The following is a 14,912-nucleotide window of genomic DNA, read 5'->3' as shown; positions in this document are numbered from 1 at the left end:
ACACGTACTGAACGCAGTTTACAAAACGCGAGCGCACGAACCTTGTTCCGGGCAGCTACCCGGCTTTGGCGGAGGCCCTTCGGCTGAGGCTGTGTAATGGCGGAACGTTGTTGGGATCCGGTATGTCGGGCGATAGAAGCTTATGCCTGGCACATCGCCGGCCCCTGGATGATCACCGGAGCGATGAACCGCACCCTGTTCGAGACCTTCGTGGAAACCCAACTCGCCCCGACCCCGCGATCGGGCGCTTGGTTTCTCTTCCTGCCGCCTTACAGCCTGGAGCTCAACCCGATCGAAATGGCCTTCGCCAAGCTGAAGGCCCATCCGCGCCACATCGGCGTCCACACCATCAAGGAGTTCTGGAAATCCGTCGGATCAATCTGCAATCGTTGCGATCGTGCATCGAGCGGAATTGTTTCAGCCCGAAGCCGGCAATTTTCGCTGGATCTTTCGAATGGCCTTCGATCCGGAGGGCCGTAGAATGGCGCCGCTACCGCGCCGCTGTCCTGCCCAGGACCTCGTAGACCACCGTCACGCCGTCGATCGCGTCCGGAAGCGATGCCTTCGGCACCGGCTCGCACAGGTTGACCTTGACGGCGTAGGAGTCGCCGACTTTTGTTATGCCGACGCCGGTCACGGTTCCGCATCGGCGGGCGGCTTCGCCCGCTTTCGGTTTTACCCGTCTCGCCTGGTCTATCGACACGTTAGACATGGTTTCAATTTAAGCAATAAGCTGTTCGAGCGCCAGTTCCAAATTCAGAGTTTCCATGACAAGGGTTAAATCATTGGCATTCGTGACACCCTTGCCGTTGCTTCCGCCGTGGTCGCTGCCGGCGAAGAGCAGCGCGCAGGCGTCGCCCTCGCGGTCGAGAATCAGCGCGCCGCTGTCGCCGCCGCTGCTGAACGCGCCGTCGCCAGCTCCCTCGATCTCGATCTGCCGGTCGAAGCGGATCTGGCCCCTGTCGTAATCGACCACAACGTCGTCCAGCTCGATGGCGGTCACCACGCCGCGGGTCAGCCCGGTGGTCCGGCCGATCTTGAAGACCTCGTCGCCCGGTTCGATCGGCCGGTTTCGCAGCCCGCGCACCACGCCGAAGCCGGTCACCGCCCGGGGATCGAAGGGGACGCCTTCGGCCATTACGGCGCATGCCGCGTCCATAAGGTTGGAACCCTCGGTCTTCATCGGGACGGTGCCGGCCAGCGTGCCGATCCGGTCCTTGAACCGGCGCCCGCCGTCGAACCGCCCGGGCTGGAGCACGGCGTCGCCCGCCTTGGCCAGGTCCTCGTTCGCCAGCACGTGGTTGTTGCTGAGCAGGACGGTCCGCCCGGTCTCGCGGTGCCTGAAGAATCCGCCCAGGCTGCCGGCGGTGACGGCATGGTGGCCGACCGAACAGCCGATCAGCAGCGGCCTCTGGCGCAGGCGGAACCAGGGCAGCATGGGGCCGTGGACGGCAGTATCGGCCGTGGTCCGCTTGGCGATGCGCCCGACATAGCGGATATCCACCTCGCTGTGCGCCGCGGATTCGAGCCTGCGCCGCAGATCGCCGTCATCCTCGAAGGTGCGGCGCTGGAGACGGACCGCGAGACGGTACTGGTCCGGGCCGGGTCCCCGGGCGATGCCGAGGGCGACGCCCCGCTCCGGCTTCACCGCCCGCCGGATCGGACCGGCGGCCAGCCCGAAGCTGCGGGCCTCCCGCGCCTCCCTCAGAAGCGGCCCCAGGATGTCCGCGGAAACCTCGGCCTTCAACGCCCTTACCGAACTCAACTCCAAACCGTCACCCCATCCTTGTCCATCGCCGTCATCCTTGGCCAAGAAAGTCCAGATATGAGGACACGAACTCCTCGGGCCACTCGTAATGGACCAGCGCCCCGGCGTCGAACGGCTGCGGACGCCAGTTGGGCTTGTCCTTCAGCCAGTCCACGCCGCTGAAATCCCTGAAGTCGCCCCGTGTGCCGTGGGGCATCCAGACCGGCACGGACAGCCGCGCATAGAGGTCCCGCACGTCCCGGCTGAACAGCCGTCCCGACAGGAAGGCGAACGGCGCGAAGCGGGCGCCCGGCTGGTGCGCGGTGATGTAGTCGTAATCGACCATGCCGTCGTCGACGTTCTTGGAACCCCAGGTCCGCTCCAGGAAGTACCGGATGCTCCGCCGGCTCACCAGCAGGTCGTACAGCTTCGCCCCCCACAGCGGGAAGCTGACGAAGCGGTAGACTCCCGGCACCTCGCGCGAGGCCTTGGTCCTGATCCCGCCATGGGCCTTGGCCGATCCCTTGCTGAAGCCGGTCGGGGTGATGAAGGCGAGCGTGCGGATGCGCTCCGGCCGCTCGACGGCGGCACGGGCCAGGAACTCTGACGAGAGCGACAGCGCCAGCGCATCGACCGGATCGGACCCCGTATCCTCCGCGATCACGTCCAGCATGTCGTGGATCGCGTCGGTGAACAGGCGGATTTCGTAGGAGCGGTCCGAGCGGTCCGAATGGCCGTAGCCGGGCAGATCGACCGCGTAGACGCGGCGGTGCGCCACCATGCGCTCGAAGACCGGCTTCACCTCGTAGGCGGAGGCGGCCGCGTTGATGCTGTGGACCAGCAGCAGCGGCGGACCGTCTCCGGCCACATAGTAGGCCAGACGCCCCGCGCGCCGGCTGGTCTCCCGCAGGTCGCCGGCGAGCGCGGGAGGAAGGGTTGGGGCGCGCATCATCAAGGACTCCTGCCGTCGTGCTCCAGGAGAGCACTCTTCTCGATTGCTCGCCAGCGGATCAACACCTTGGGGGTGAAAAGGTGCCTCGCCTACCCTCAGCGGACCGGACCTCAGCGGACCGGCCCTCAGCGGACCGGGCCTCAGCGGATATGGCGCAGGATCAGGTCGGCCGCCAGATCGGGCCGTTCCTCGTGCGCCAGATGGCCCAGGCGCCCGAGCGTGTCGATCACCGCCGAAGGCAGCAGGCCGCGCACCCGCTCCGCCTGTTCCGGCGGAACCGCGGTATCGCCGGAGGAGACTGCCAGCACCAGCTTCGCCTCCAGCCGGCGCAGGTCGCGGACCAGGGGATGCAGGTCCCAGTTCGCCATCATGCCCAGCGCCGCCGACACGTGTCCCGGGCAGCGGATCAGCCGGCCGTAGAATTCCATCCCGGCCCGGTCCGGGACCGAGCCGGTGTTTCGGATCAGCCGTTCGACCGCGCGCGCGTCGGCGGTCCAGGAGAAGACCCGGGGCGCCAGCGGGTTGAGGACCAGCAGCTTCGCCAGCGGCATGAACAGGTGTCCGGCGGCCCCTCGGAACGGCAGGAAGGCCCCGTTCAGCGCGACGATCACGCGCGGGCGGATCAAGTGGTCGAGCGCCATGCGGGCCAGGATGGCGGCGCCGGCGGAATGGCCGGCCGCGGCCTCCGGCGAGACCTGGAGGGCGTCGAGCAGGGCCGCGACCGCCCGCGCCATGCCCGGAAGCGACAGGCGGTGGCCCGGCAAGGGGTCGGTGAAGCCGTGGCCCGGCAGGTCGGGGGCCACCACGGTGAAGTCCCGGGCCAGAAGCGGCATCAGGCCGCGCCAGGAATGGGTGGCGGCGCCGGTGCCGTGGAGCAGCAGGATGACGGGACCCTCGCCCATGCGCTGGACGTGCCAGCGCAGGCCGCCGGCGGTGACGAAACTGCTGGTCTCGCGGTGGGGCCAGCCGCGCCCTTCCCGCTCCCAGGCCGGCCGCCTCATGAAGCGGGCTGCGGTGCCGCCATCCGGACGGCGCGGGAAATCGCGGCTGCGTCGGCCCTGGGCAGCGGGAGATAGGGAGCCCGCATGCCGTCGGCGATCCGGCGGGCCGCCGGCTCGGGATGGGCGGAGGTATCGACCAGCAGGGCCCGCAGACCGGCGGCGGCGACTTGTCGGGCGGCGCTCAGCGCGTCTCCTTCGGCGGCGGCACGCCCCGTCGAGCCGTCGCGGCAGATGTTGGCGCGGCCGTCGGTCAGCAGAACCAGCGCGGGCGTTCCGCCGCGGCGCGTCACGGCGTCGGCCAGGGCCGAGGCGGCGTAGATCCCGGCCGCCAGCGGCGTTCCGCCTCCCCCCGGCAGCGCCGCGAGGCAGCGCTTCGCGCGCGCCAGCGACCGGGTCGGCGGCAGCAGCAGTTCGGCGGTCCTGCCGCGGAAGGCCACCAGGGCGACTTCGTCGCGCCGGACATAGCAGTCGGCCAGCAGCAGCTCGACGGCGCCCTTGGCCTCCGCCAGGCGGTGAAAGGCCGACGAGCCGGAGGCGTCCACCACGAAGATGGTCGTGGTCCGGCTCCGCCGCTTCAACCGGGCGATCCGGAAATCCTCCGGCCTGACCTGGATGCGCGGGGCGGTCCCGGAAACCGTCCCGGAAACGGAATCGGGGGTATCGGCGCGCAGACGCTGCCAGGGTGCCGCCGCCCGCAGGGTCTCGATGACATTGAGCCGCGCTCCCGACCGGGCGGGGCCGCGACGGACGCCGGCCGGGCGCCCGCCCGCGGCCTGGGCGACGGCGCCAGCCTTGCCGGCAGGCTGGGCACGGCGGCCGGCATTGGCGAGGCTTCCCAATCGCTTGAGGAGGTCTTCCGGTATGGCTGCCCGCGCCGCCTCCAGCACCACATCCTCCAGAGGCTCCTCCTGGTTCCCGGAATTGGGGTCAGAGTCCTTTTCCGGTTCCTGAGATCGTTCCGGCTCCGGTTCCTGTTCCGGCGGCGCCGGCAGGCAGGTCGCGCGCGGAGCCAGGACCAGCCGGGCCGCCAGCGCGGCGTCGGCCTCGCCGACTTCGGTCCGGCCCTCCAGGGCGGCGGCGGCCCGCGCGGCGGCGAGGGCTTGCAAGGGTGCGCGGATCGAGCCGATCCCCAGGGCCGCCGCCGTGCCGCACAGCGCCTCCAGGACCTCGTCCGATGCCCTCACCCGCGCGAAGCGCCCACGGGCTTCGGCGATTTCGGCGACGGTGCGGAACGGAGCCCCGGCCTGGCCGACGGCGATGGCGCCGAGATCCAGGTGAAAGGCGAGCCGCTCGGTCAGCACCGCCGCCGGCCTTTCCTCCGCATCGCCCTCGTCCAGGGCGACCAGCCCGAAGCGGGCGTCGATGTTCCGGGCGAAGCCGTCGCGCTCAAGCCGGACCTCGCCCCGGTCGAGGACGGCGGCCAGCCGGGCCGCCATGGCCGGCGGCAGACGCTCGGCCATCGCCAGCAGGACTATTCCCCCGTCGGACCGCGCCAGGATGCCCTGCTCGACCACGGGCCGCCCGGCGCGCAGGGTCGCCGCGAGGTCCAGGCCGCCCAGCAGGCGGTCGTCGGTGACATGGCAGGGCACGCGGAGGAAGGGCGCCACGTCATCCAGCAGCCCGCGCAGCAGGTCCAGCCAGCGGTCGCGCACGGGTCCGGCGGCGGCCCGGACGGTAACTCCGCCGAAGCCGGCCGGATCGACCGCGAAGAGCGCCGCGGCCGCGGCGGCGTCCTCCCAGCCGGTCATGCGCCGAACAGGTCGGCGACGGCGCGCTCGACCCGCGCGGTCGATCCCGCCTCGTCCAGCGGATTGCGCCGAAGACGATGCCGCAGCGCCGGCAATGCCACTTGGCGGAGGTGCCGGTCCAGCACTTCGCCGGCACCCTCCAGGGCGGCGACGGCGCGGGCCGCCCGGACCAGGGTCAGCTCGCCGCGCAGCCCGTCGGCGCCAAGCGCCATGCACAGCCGGGCCGCCCGTTCGATCGCCGCGTCGGGCACCTGGACCAGCGGCAGCCGGATCCGGGCCGCCTCGATGCTCCGGCGGAGGCGGGTTTCCTCCCGCTTCCACTTGGCGATGAAGCCGGCGGGGTCGCGCTCGAAGACGTCGCGCCGGCGCACCACGTCGATCCGTTCGGCAAGGTCGGTGGGGGTCTTCACCTCCACCGACAGGCCGAAGCGGTCGAGAAGCTGGGGCCGAAGCTCGCCCTCCTCCGGGTTGCCGCTGCCGACCAGCACGAAGCGGGCGGGATGGCGCACGCTCAGCCCCTCGCGCTCGACCACGTTCTCGCCGGACGCCGCCACGTCGAGCAGCAGGTCCACCAGATGGTCTTCCAGCAGGTTGACCTCGTCGATATACAGGAAACCCCGGTGGGCGCGGGCCAGCAGGCCCGGCTCGAAGCGCTTCTCGCCCCGGGTCAGCGCCCGCTCCAGGTCGAGCGCGCCGACCACCCGGTCCTCGGTGGCGCCCAGCGGCAGGTCGACCACGGGGACCGGCACCCGCCTGCTTTTCAGCGAGCCGGTGGTGCTGGCGGCCCTGCACTCGGCGCAGAGCGAGGCCGGATGCGCGGGGTCGCAATTGTAGGCGCAGCCAGCCACCGCCCGCATCGGCGGCAGCAACGCCGCCAGCGCGCGGACGGCGGTGGACTTGCCGGTGCCGCGGTCGCCGAACACCATCACGCCGCCCAGGCTGGGATCGACCGCGGCGGCGAGCAGGGCCAGCTTCATCTCCTCCTGCCCGACGATCGCGGAGAACGGGAACAGCGGGCGCGAGGATTGGCGTTCCGGCACCGCCCGCGGCACGGCCGGGGCTTCCGCGACGGGATGGACGAGCGCGACAGAGGCCATGGTCAACTCCCGGACTGAATGCCCTGATACTGAAAGCCGAGGTACTGAAAGCCGTGCAGGCTGTTCGCTATGGTCGGACGACGCCCAGCAGATGCGCCAGGTCCTTGAAGAAGATCCGCACATGCGCGGCCGGCTTGGCGCGCACCAGTTCCTTGTTCATGTAGGCGTCCCAGGTCAGCTTCTGGACGTCGGGATCGCGGCAGATGCCGACGAAGCGCTCCCGCCGCTTGTCGCTGCTGTACCAGAAATGCTGCATCATCCCGAGGATCCAGAAGACCCTGCCATGGGCCTTCATGAACCGCTTGCGGGCACCGGCCAGCGACCTCGCGTCTCCGGTCGAAAGGAAGGTCTCGACCGCTTCCGCCGCGAAGCGCCCGCCCGCCATGGCGTAGTAGATGCCCTCGCCCGAGGCCGGCGCCACGACCCCGGCGGCGTCGCCGGCCAGCACCACGTCGCGGCCGTTGTCCCAGCGCTTCAGCGGCTTCATGGGGATCGGCGCCCCTTCCCGGCGGACCGTCTCGACGCCGTCCAGCCCCGTGGCGGCGCGCAGCTCGCCGACCGACCGGCGCAGGGCGAAGCCCTTGTGCGCGGAGCCGGTGCCGATGCTGGTCGTATCGCCGTGGGGAAAGATCCAGGCGTAGAAGTCCGGCGACAGTTGCCCCTGGTAGTAGACGTCGCAACGCGACCCGTCGAAATCGGCGGCACCGGCGCGGGGCGACTTCACGATCTCATGGTAGGCGAAGACGCATTGCATCCGGTCGGAGCCGGGGACCTCCTGCCGGGCCACGGCGGAGATGGCGCCGTCGGCGCCGATCACGGCCCGGGTCCGGACCGTTCCCGATCCGTCGCCGGTCTTGTCGTCGCCGGTCTTGTAATGGACCGTGGCGACGCCGCCCCGGTCGCGCGTGATGGCGGTGAAGCTGCCGGTGCGCCGCTCGGCCCCGGCCAGCGCCGCGCGGTCGCGCAGATATTCGTCGAACACCTCGCGGTCGACCATGCCGACGAAGCCGCCTTCGATCAGCATGTCCACCCGCCGTTCCGACGGCGAGATCATGCGCGCCGACCGCGCCCGGGCGACCAGCAGGTAGTCCGGGATCCCGAACTCCCGGATCAGCCGGGGCGGGATGGCGCCGCCGCACGGCTTGATCCTCCCCGCCTTGTCCAGCAGCAGAACGGAGCGGCCGAGCCGCGCCAGGTCCTCGGCCGCCGTCGCCCCGGCCGGCCCGCCGCCGACCACCACCGCGTCGTAGATCTTGTCAGTCACGTTCTGGTGATTCATGGGACCTCCGGGAAGGCCTGGCGCAGCGCGAAGGCGCCCACCAGCATGCCGATGACATAGAGGCTGGTCCCCGTGGCGTTGTACCAGGGAGCCCGCTCGCGCGGGCTTTCCAGCAGCCGGACCATCAGGAAGATCTGGACGCCCAGCAGCAGCGCCACGACGGCGGCATGGACCGGGCGCTGCCACAGCGCCAGCATCGCCACCACCGCGACCTGCGGCACGACCATCACGGCGCAGGCCAGCCGCGCCGCCCGCTCGACGCCGAGGCTGGCGGGGAGTGACGCGATGCCCATCCGCCGGTCGCCCTCGACCGACTTGAAATCGTTGAGCGTCATGATGCCGTGGGCACCGACGCTGTAGAGCCCGGCCAGCGCCAGGATCCGCCAGTCCGGCCGGGCCGCCATCATGACCGCCGCCCCGGTGAACCAGGGTAGTCCCTCGTAGCAGGCCCCGACCGCCGCGTTTCCCCACCAGCCGTTCCGCTTCAGCCGGATCGGCGGCGCGCTGTAGGCCCAGGCGAGCGCCAGCCCGACCACGGCGGCCCCCATCCCCCACGGCCCCAGCGCGCTGGCGACCAGCAGCGACAGGACGGTCCAGCCCAGCGCGATGTAGAACCCCCACCGCCCCGGCAGCCGGCCCGAAGGGATCGGCCGGTTCGGTTCGTTGATCGCGTCCACGTCGCGGTCGTACCAGTCGTTGACCGCTTGGCTGGTGGCGCAGATGAGGGGTCCGGCGAGGATGACGCCGGCGATCACCAGCGGCCATCGGTCCGCCGCCGGCACCCCGGACGAAACCACCCCGCAGCCATAGGCCCACATGGGGGCGAACCACGTGATGGGCTTGAGCAGTTCCAGGACGGCGGAGGGGGTCGGGTATGCCATGCCCGGAGTATGATGGTTTACACTTTTCTGTGTCAATCAAAACTGACAGGAATTTTGGTGCGTCGTCGCCTTACGGCGGCTCCTTCACCGCGCCATCGCCGCGCCGGAGCCTGGAGGCGAAAGCCGGCCGCCGCTCTCTTCCCGGGAGCAGAATACATGTGAATGCATTACTATCCGTAAATATTTACCTCTTCTTCCGAACTTTCTACACGGTGCCATAGGTTTTCAAACCAGGACCGAAGGCTTGTATTCAAATCGGTTTGAGTCACTGGATTGCCCTATGCTAAACAATCATTGGCTCCGCATGCCGCCGGGCGGCGAGGTTGAGAAGACGAGTAATATACTTTCTAGAGATGCATGGATTCTTCCCTCATGCCTTAGCATGTCTTTTCTCATGCGTCCTATTGCTGACGAGACGGTAAGGAGGCGACGATGAGCGACCCTGTCATGGCAATGCCCTCGTTCCAGGAAATCGTTTCCCTCACCTTCCGCTACGGCGTGTTCGCTTTCTCGGTCATCGTCCTGTTCTTGCTGACCAACAAGAGCCATAACCAGCTCGAGACCGCGAGGAGTTCGCCCAATCCCGACCAATGGCAGACGCGAATTTACCTTGCCATCCATGGCGCCGTCTGGATCTGCGGTATCAGCCTCATCTTCTTCGCTTCGTATTTCTGGTGGATGGATCAGCCGCAGCGGAAGGTCTACCAATTCAGCGTCGTCAACGTGGCACCTCACGAGTTCGTCGTGAACCACGATCTCTATGTCCGATCCCTGGACAAGCCCGGCCCGGTTCCCGACGCCCCTCAAAGGCGCGACCTTCACTTCGTGGTGGTCAGCGACGGGTCCTTCGGGCCGGATCACAGCTTCGAACTCGAGTACTTCAAGAACGAGGAAAAGAAGTACCGGACCTTCCGCATCCCTTATGTGCCCGAAAAGAATCTCCGCTATCAGATCCATTACGATGCGGAAGGCGACAGCTACTCATTGCAAAGCCTCGCTGACGCTTCTGGGCCGGATTTCAACCTGGTCTCAAGCGCACTGGCCCAGATGAGCTCCGGGGAGGAGTTCCCGAGCGAGAAGCTGGGCAGGACCCGCATTTTCAATGAACTTGGAAAGTCGGGGAACATCGCGCCGGCACCCAACTCCGGCGATCCGTACTGCACCGACAACGTGTTCCAGAACATCGTCCGATGCACGCCGGGACCGCTTCAGCTGGAGCGGAGCGGCGCGCCGGCGGCAAGCTCGGTCGTTCCCGAGATCAAGATATTGCAGGTCGAGAGATCGTCGGTCCCCAGCAAGATAAATGCTATAGAAACCTTGGCCAAGTTGCCGCCGGCCACCCGGATGGAGGTCTACGACTCCATCTCCGACCCCGAACCCCTGATCGTCACGCTGCTGGACCTCGCGCGCCATAGCGATCCGGAGCTTGCCAGCAAGACGAGGCGCCTGCTGTCCCCGACGGAGGTGGAATCCGCGCTGGTCGCGGCGGTCTCGCGGATGGCGGACGAGCCCGACCGCGCCGCGGCGATCCTGGCCCGCGTGGAACCGCCCCTGGCCCTGCGCGTGCTGGCCCGCGTGCAGATGCCCCGGCTCGACGCGGCCCGCATCACGGCGCAGCCGCAACTGCTCGTCCCCACGGCCTCGTCCAACGGGGACCGTTACTATGTCAAGGCCACCTGGAATCCCGGAGACAGCCAAGCCCAGACCTGCCTGACCACGCTCTTCAACCAATCGCTGGTGAGCAACCGCACTCCCGAGCAGGAGTCCCAGATGATGGCCAACCGGTCCCAGCGGATCATCTACTGGTACTCCAAGGAATGGGCGCTCGGCATCGCGGACAGCATCAGGGACTGCGGCGCCCGGGCCGAGTTCGTCGGCTTCTGACGCGCGGGCGCCGCGTCCGTCCGACGCGGCCTCCGCCTTTCGTTCACATCACGTGTTACTCTGATGGCAGAGTATCGGAGGATCGGACACCATGCCGAAGGTTTCACGCGCCGGCAATTCGAACAGGAGCCCGGCCGACGCGGAAATCAGCCGGCTGTCGGTCGAACTCGATGAGGGGTTGGACTCACTTGATGCCGGGCGGGTGGTTTCAGGCGGCACCTTGCGGCAGGAGATAGCGACCTTCCTGGCCGCTCGCCGTGGTGCGAATCCCGGAATGGGACGTTGAGCGGCCTACCGGCTTTCGGAAGAGGCCGCTGAGCTTCACGAAGACGGGGAGCTACAGGCGACCTTCCTGGCCGCTCGCCGTGGTGCGAATCCCGGAATGGGACGTTGAGCGGCCTACCGGCTTTCGGAAGAGGCCGCTGAGCTTCACGAAGACGGGGAGCTACAGGAGCGCTTTCGATCCCGCGACGAACGAAATCGTTCGCATCGTGCATGGTGCTCGCGACTTCCCGACCGTCTTCGCCCGAGTGTAGCTCCGGGCGTCACGCCTAAATCAACTTGAATGGCCAAGGCTTGGTCGCTCAAAATCGCGGAGCGGGTCAGAGGCTGCAACGATTTCTGGTTCGATGTGGATCAATGGAGGCTTGCATGAACACCGTGACACTCTCGATCGCTTCCCGCGAAGACGTGACGCGGCGGGCCTTGGCGGCGTTCGGTGGTGAACGGCAAGATGCCCATATCTCGTTCGAGTCAGTCGAACTCCTATGGCGGACCTTGACCCGTAAGCGCTGGGAACTGCTGAAGTCGATGACCGGCGAGGGTGCCATGACGATCCGCGAGGCAGCCCGGCGCGTCGGCCGCGATGTCAAGGCGGTGCATGGAGATGTGCAGGCGCTGCTCAACGCCGGTATTCTCGACCGTACCGCCGATGGCCGAGTCGTCTTCCCTTACGACGCCGTTCATGTCGATTTCATGCTGACCAAGGCGGCGTGACCCGGCGGCGGCGCGAGGGCCATGAAATCAATCGCGAATGGGTGCGTCGGCCGAGGGGGGGGGGGGCGATGGATTTCCATGCGGGTTCCCCCCAGCCTCCGCTGCCCCGCTACGCCTCCAGCAGGTCTTCGATCCGGATCGGCAGGTCGCGGACGCGCTTGCCGGTCGCATGGTAGACCGCGTTGGCGATGGCCGACGCGGTCCCGACATTGCCGAGCTCGCCCAGGCCCTTGATGCCCGCCGGGTTGACCTCCCTGTCCTCCTCCGGGATCATGATCACCTCGACCTTCGCGATGTCGGCGTTGACCGGCACCAGGTACTCGGCGATGTCCTTGTTGATGTAGCGGGCATGGCGCCGGTCGATGTCGGTCTTCTCGTGCAGCGCCGAGCCGATGCCCCAGATCATCCCGCCCATGAGCTGGCTGTGCGCCGTCCGGGTGTTCATGATGCGGCCGGCGGTGAAGGCCCCGGTGATCCTGGGCACGCGGATCTCGCGGGTGCGGGCGTGGATGCGGACCTCCACGAACTCCGCGCCGAAGGCATACATCATCTTCTCGCCCTGGGAGCCGCCGCGCAGCGTGCTGGCGCCCTGGTAGAGCTTGCGGATCGCGTCCTGCGGGGCGCCGGGCGGGATCCACTCCGCGTACTCCTCGATCGCGCCGGTCGGCATCCCCTCCAGCACGTCCCGCACGGATCCCTCGTCCGGCTTGCCGACCGCCCGGAACAGCTTCTCCCGGATCGCGTCGCACGCCTTCAGCACGGTGGAGCAGACGCTGGCCGTCGTGTTGGACCCGCCGGCGACCGGGGCCGGCGGCAGGTCGGTGTCGCCCAGCTCGACCGTCACGGCGGCAAGATCGACGCCCAGCCGCTCGGCCGCCATCTGCCCGATCACGGTATAGGCGCCGTTGCCGATCTCGTGCGCCGCCGTCTGGACCCTGACCGTCCCGTCGGCCGACAGCCGGACGCGCGCGGTCGCGGCCCCCAGGTTGGTCGGATAAAGGGCGGCGGCGCAGCCCATGCCGATCAGCCAGTCCCCCTCCCGCATGGAGCCCACGGCGGGATCGCGGCTCGACCAGCCGAACGCCTCGGCGGCCCGGTCGAAGCATTCCATCAGGCCCCGGCTGGTATAGGGATAGCCCTTGATCGGCTCCTTCATCGTGTCGTTGACGCGGCGGAGCTCCACGGGGTCCATCTTCAGCGCGACCGCCAGCTCGTCCATGGCGCTTTCCAGCGCGTAGATGTAAGGCACCTCCGGCGGGGAGCGCATATAGCCCGGCGTGTTGCGGTCCGCCTTGACCATGTGGACCTTGGTCGCCACGGCACCGTAACCGTAGAGCCGGGCGGTGGAGTCGGTGCCGCCGACAACATAGGCGTCGGGCCGGGAGGTGACCTCCCAGCCGTCATGGGTGAAGGCGGCGATCCGCCCGTCCGGCCCGGCGCCCATGCGGATCCTGTGCCGGGTCTCCGCCCGATAGGTCGCGGTGGTATAGCCCTGGCCGCGGGTCACGACGCAGCGCACCGGCCGGCCGATCCGCCGGGCCGCCAAGGCGATCAGGCCGGTCCGCGGCGTCATCGGTCCCTTGGACCCGAAGGCGCCGCCGACATAGGGGCTGACGACGCGGACATTCGCCTGGTCTATGCCGAGCTGCTTGGCGACCATGCCACGGAAGCCGTAGACGGCCTGGCTGGGCTCGTACACGGTCAACTGCTCGCCGTTCCAGACGCAGGTGGTGGAGAACAGCTCGATCGCATTGTGGTGCTGGGTCGGCGTCGCGTAATCGACCTCGATCACCGTGGCGGCGCCGCGTAGCGCGGCTTCCGCATCGCCGACGGACGGGTCCTCGCTGTGGCTCTTGGCGTTGCCCAGCGCCGGGACCGTCTCCGCCCCGGCGGCGTCGAACCCGGCGGAAGGCTGCTCGGCGGCGTACCCGGCCCGGACCTTGTAGGCGGCCTCGCGCGCCGCCTCGAAGCTGTCGGCCAGCACAAGGGCGATGATCTGCCCGTCGTGCCAGACCTTCGGATCGGCCAGCGGCTGGATCGATGTCGCCGCCCCGCTGCCGAAGGGCAACGGCTTGACGGCATCGCCGGTGTTCTCGTGGGTCAGGATCTCGATCACGCCGGGCACCGCCCGGGCCTCTTCCAGGTCGAGGCTGGTGATCCGGCCGCGCGCGATGGCGCTGGTGACCAGCACGCCGTGGGCCAGGTTGTTGATCGGGAAGTCGGCGGCGTAGCGGGCCTCTCCGGTCACCTTCAGCCGCGCGTCCAGGCGCGGCGCCGGCTCCCCCATGTTCCGCTTCGGCTCGGGTGCCGCCTGGGAATAGGTCGGGCTCATGTCAGACCTCCATCGCCTGGGTTTCGAGCAGCGCCCGGACCAGCGTCTGTTTCGCGAGCGGGACCTTGAAGGCGTTGTGCTCGAAGGTCCGCGCCCCCGCCAGGGCGGCCTCGGCGGCGGCCAGGGCGGAGGCCTCGTCGAGCCGCTTGCCGCGCAAGGCTTCCTCCGCCTCCCGCGCCCGCCAGGGCACGCTGGCGATCCCGCCCAGCGCGATGCGCACCTCACGCACTGTTTCGCCGTCAAGGTCCAGGGCGACCGCGGCCGAGGCCAGCGCGAAGGCGTAGGAATCGCGGTCGCGCACCTTGACGTAGCGGGACCGGCGGGTCCAGGGACCGGCCGGCACTTCGATCGCGGTGATCAGCTCCCCGGGCATCAGCACGGTTTCCACATCGGGAGTGCCTTCCGGCCGGCGGTGCAGGTCGGCGAAAGCGATCCGGCGCCCGCCCTGCGGCCCGGCGGTCTCGACCACGGCGTCGAGCGCCACCAGGGCCTGGGCGAAGTCGCCCGGATATGAGGCGATGCAGGCGTCGCTGGTGCCGAGCACCGCATGCTGCCGGTTGACCCCGCCGATCGCGGAGCAGCCGGATCCCGGCGCCCGCTTGTTGCAGGCCCAGGAGACCTCGCGGAAATACTCGCACCGGGTCCGCTGCAGGACGTTGCCGCCGAGGCTCGCCATGGTGCGGAGCTGCTGGCTGGCCGCCAGTTTCAGGCTGTCGGCGATCACCGGATAGCGCCCGCGGACGGCGGGATGCGCCTCCGCCTGGGCCATGCGGACCAGCGCGCCGAACCGGATGCCGCGCTCGGTCTCCTCGATCCGGCCGGCGCGGCCGCCGCCCAACGGGTTGATGTCGACCAGCCGCTCCGGCCGCATCACGTCGATCTTCATCAGGTCGGTCAGCGTCGTGCCGCCCGCGATGAACTGGACTCCGGCGTCGCCGGCGCTCCTGACGGCCCGCTCCGGGCTGTCCGCGCGTTCATACAGGAATGGCCGCATC

General features: G+C 69.0%; 14 protein-coding genes. 4 read left to right on the top strand and 10 right to left on the bottom strand.

Annotation, left to right across the window (positions count from 1 at the left end):
* The first annotated feature begins 96 nt into the window (after window positions 1-96).
* Complete coding sequence (locus JL100_RS08835) at window positions 97-480, top strand: hypothetical protein (RefSeq protein WP_228421464.1); 384 nt, start codon at window positions 97-99, stop codon at window positions 478-480.
* Window positions 481-490: 10 nt separating this feature from the next.
* Here the strand turns inward: JL100_RS08835 and JL100_RS08830 are convergent, their stop codons facing one another.
* The 8 genes from JL100_RS08830 to chlG all read right to left on the bottom strand — a co-directional run bounded on the left by JL100_RS08830 (window position 491) and on the right by chlG (window position 8,705).
* Window positions 491-637, bottom strand: a complete 147-nt coding sequence (locus tag JL100_RS08830) for a hypothetical protein (protein ID WP_202683457.1) — start codon at window positions 635-637, stop codon at window positions 491-493.
* An 84-nt stretch (window positions 638-721) separates the two neighbouring features.
* Complete coding sequence (locus JL100_RS08825; RefSeq protein WP_202683458.1) at window positions 722-1,765, bottom strand: hypothetical protein; 1,044 nt, start codon at window positions 1,763-1,765, stop codon at window positions 722-724.
* Window positions 1,766-1,799: 34 nt separating this feature from the next.
* Window positions 1,800-2,699: an alpha/beta fold hydrolase gene (locus tag JL100_RS08820; RefSeq protein ID WP_202683459.1), complete on the bottom strand. Its 900-nt coding sequence runs from the start codon at window positions 2,697-2,699 to the stop codon at window positions 1,800-1,802.
* 140 nt (window positions 2,700-2,839) lie between these two features.
* A complete protein-coding gene (gene bchO, locus JL100_RS08815; RefSeq protein WP_202683460.1) occupies window positions 2,840-3,700 on the bottom strand; it encodes an alpha/beta fold hydrolase BchO in 861 nt (286 codons plus the stop codon).
* The gene (locus JL100_RS08810) at window positions 3,697-5,448 is read right to left on the bottom strand and encodes a magnesium chelatase subunit D (RefSeq protein WP_202683461.1); all 1,752 of its coding nucleotides are present in this window, start codon (window positions 5,446-5,448) and stop codon (window positions 3,697-3,699) included. Before JL100_RS08810 ends, bchO begins: the two co-directional genes overlap by 4 nt.
* Complete coding sequence (bchI, locus tag JL100_RS08805; RefSeq protein WP_202683462.1) at window positions 5,445-6,545, bottom strand: magnesium chelatase ATPase subunit I; 1,101 nt, start codon at window positions 6,543-6,545, stop codon at window positions 5,445-5,447. Before bchI ends, JL100_RS08810 begins: the two co-directional genes overlap by 4 nt.
* Window positions 6,546-6,612: 67 nt before the next feature.
* Window positions 6,613-7,824, bottom strand: a complete 1,212-nt coding sequence (locus JL100_RS08800) for a geranylgeranyl diphosphate reductase (RefSeq protein ID WP_202683463.1) — start codon at window positions 7,822-7,824, stop codon at window positions 6,613-6,615.
* Complete coding sequence (gene chlG, locus JL100_RS08795; RefSeq protein ID WP_202683464.1) at window positions 7,821-8,705, bottom strand: chlorophyll synthase ChlG; 885 nt, start codon at window positions 8,703-8,705, stop codon at window positions 7,821-7,823. Before chlG ends, JL100_RS08800 begins: the two co-directional genes overlap by 4 nt.
* Window positions 8,706-9,137: 432 nt before the next feature.
* Between chlG and JL100_RS08790 the strand changes: the two genes are divergently transcribed.
* The 3 genes from JL100_RS08790 to JL100_RS08780 all read left to right on the top strand — a co-directional run bounded on the left by JL100_RS08790 (window position 9,138) and on the right by JL100_RS08780 (window position 11,585).
* Window positions 9,138-10,589 carry a magnesium transporter gene (locus JL100_RS08790; protein WP_202683465.1) on the top strand — a complete coding sequence of 484 codons (1,452 nt, stop codon included), beginning with the start codon at window positions 9,138-9,140 and terminating at the stop codon, window positions 10,587-10,589.
* Between the two features lie 91 nt (window positions 10,590-10,680).
* The gene (locus JL100_RS08785) at window positions 10,681-10,875 is read left to right on the top strand and encodes a hypothetical protein (RefSeq protein WP_202683466.1); all 195 of its coding nucleotides are present in this window, start codon (window positions 10,681-10,683) and stop codon (window positions 10,873-10,875) included.
* Window positions 10,876-11,240: 365 nt separating this feature from the next.
* Entirely contained in the window at window positions 11,241-11,585 is a 345-nt protein-coding gene (locus JL100_RS08780; RefSeq protein ID WP_228421151.1) for an HVO_A0114 family putative DNA-binding protein, read from the top strand.
* Between the two features lie 109 nt (window positions 11,586-11,694).
* Here the strand turns inward: JL100_RS08780 and JL100_RS08775 are convergent, their stop codons facing one another.
* Window positions 11,695-13,917: a xanthine dehydrogenase family protein molybdopterin-binding subunit gene (locus tag JL100_RS08775; protein ID WP_202683468.1), complete on the bottom strand. Its 2,223-nt coding sequence runs from the start codon at window positions 13,915-13,917 to the stop codon at window positions 11,695-11,697.
* A gap of 1 nt (window position 13,918) precedes the next feature.
* Window positions 13,919-14,911 carry an FAD binding domain-containing protein gene (locus tag JL100_RS08770; RefSeq protein ID WP_202683469.1) on the bottom strand — a complete coding sequence of 331 codons (993 nt, stop codon included), beginning with the start codon at window positions 14,909-14,911 and terminating at the stop codon, window positions 13,919-13,921.
* Between the last annotated feature and the right edge of the window lies 1 nt (window position 14,912).

Origin of the sequence: Skermanella mucosa (assembly GCF_016765655.2) — a bacterium.
Lineage (GTDB): Bacteria > Pseudomonadota > Alphaproteobacteria > Azospirillales > Azospirillaceae > Skermanella > Skermanella mucosa.
The sequence above is the reverse complement of the archived record's forward strand: the minus strand, read 5'-3'. Positions and strand labels throughout refer to the sequence as shown.

What these genes read in the sequence shown, in the direction of transcription:
- JL100_RS08775 (WP_202683468.1), bottom strand. Translation starts at nt 13,917, where the DNA reads ATGAGCCCGACCTATTCCCAGGCGGCACCCGAGCCGAAGCGGAACATG.
- JL100_RS08770 (WP_202683469.1), bottom strand. Translation starts at nt 14,911, where the DNA reads ATGCGGCCATTCCTGTATGAACGCGCGGACAGCCCGGAGCGGGCCGTC.
- JL100_RS08790 (WP_202683465.1), top strand. Translation starts at nt 9,138, where the DNA reads ATGAGCGACCCTGTCATGGCAATGCCCTCGTTCCAGGAAATCGTTTCC.
- chlG (WP_202683464.1), bottom strand. Translation starts at nt 8,705, where the DNA reads ATGGCATACCCGACCCCCTCCGCCGTCCTGGAACTGCTCAAGCCCATC.
- JL100_RS08810 (WP_202683461.1), bottom strand. Translation starts at nt 5,448, where the DNA reads ATGACCGGCTGGGAGGACGCCGCCGCGGCCGCGGCGCTCTTCGCGGTC.
- JL100_RS08780 (WP_228421151.1), top strand. Translation starts at nt 11,241, where the DNA reads ATGAACACCGTGACACTCTCGATCGCTTCCCGCGAAGACGTGACGCGG.
- JL100_RS08785 (WP_202683466.1), top strand. Translation starts at nt 10,681, where the DNA reads ATGCCGAAGGTTTCACGCGCCGGCAATTCGAACAGGAGCCCGGCCGAC.
- bchO (WP_202683460.1), bottom strand. Translation starts at nt 3,700, where the DNA reads ATGAGGCGGCCGGCCTGGGAGCGGGAAGGGCGCGGCTGGCCCCACCGC.
- JL100_RS08820 (WP_202683459.1), bottom strand. Translation starts at nt 2,699, where the DNA reads ATGATGCGCGCCCCAACCCTTCCTCCCGCGCTCGCCGGCGACCTGCGG.
- JL100_RS08835 (WP_228421464.1), top strand. Translation starts at nt 97, where the DNA reads ATGGCGGAACGTTGTTGGGATCCGGTATGTCGGGCGATAGAAGCTTAT.
- bchI (WP_202683462.1), bottom strand. Translation starts at nt 6,545, where the DNA reads ATGGCCTCTGTCGCGCTCGTCCATCCCGTCGCGGAAGCCCCGGCCGTG.
- JL100_RS08800 (WP_202683463.1), bottom strand. Translation starts at nt 7,824, where the DNA reads ATGAATCACCAGAACGTGACTGACAAGATCTACGACGCGGTGGTGGTC.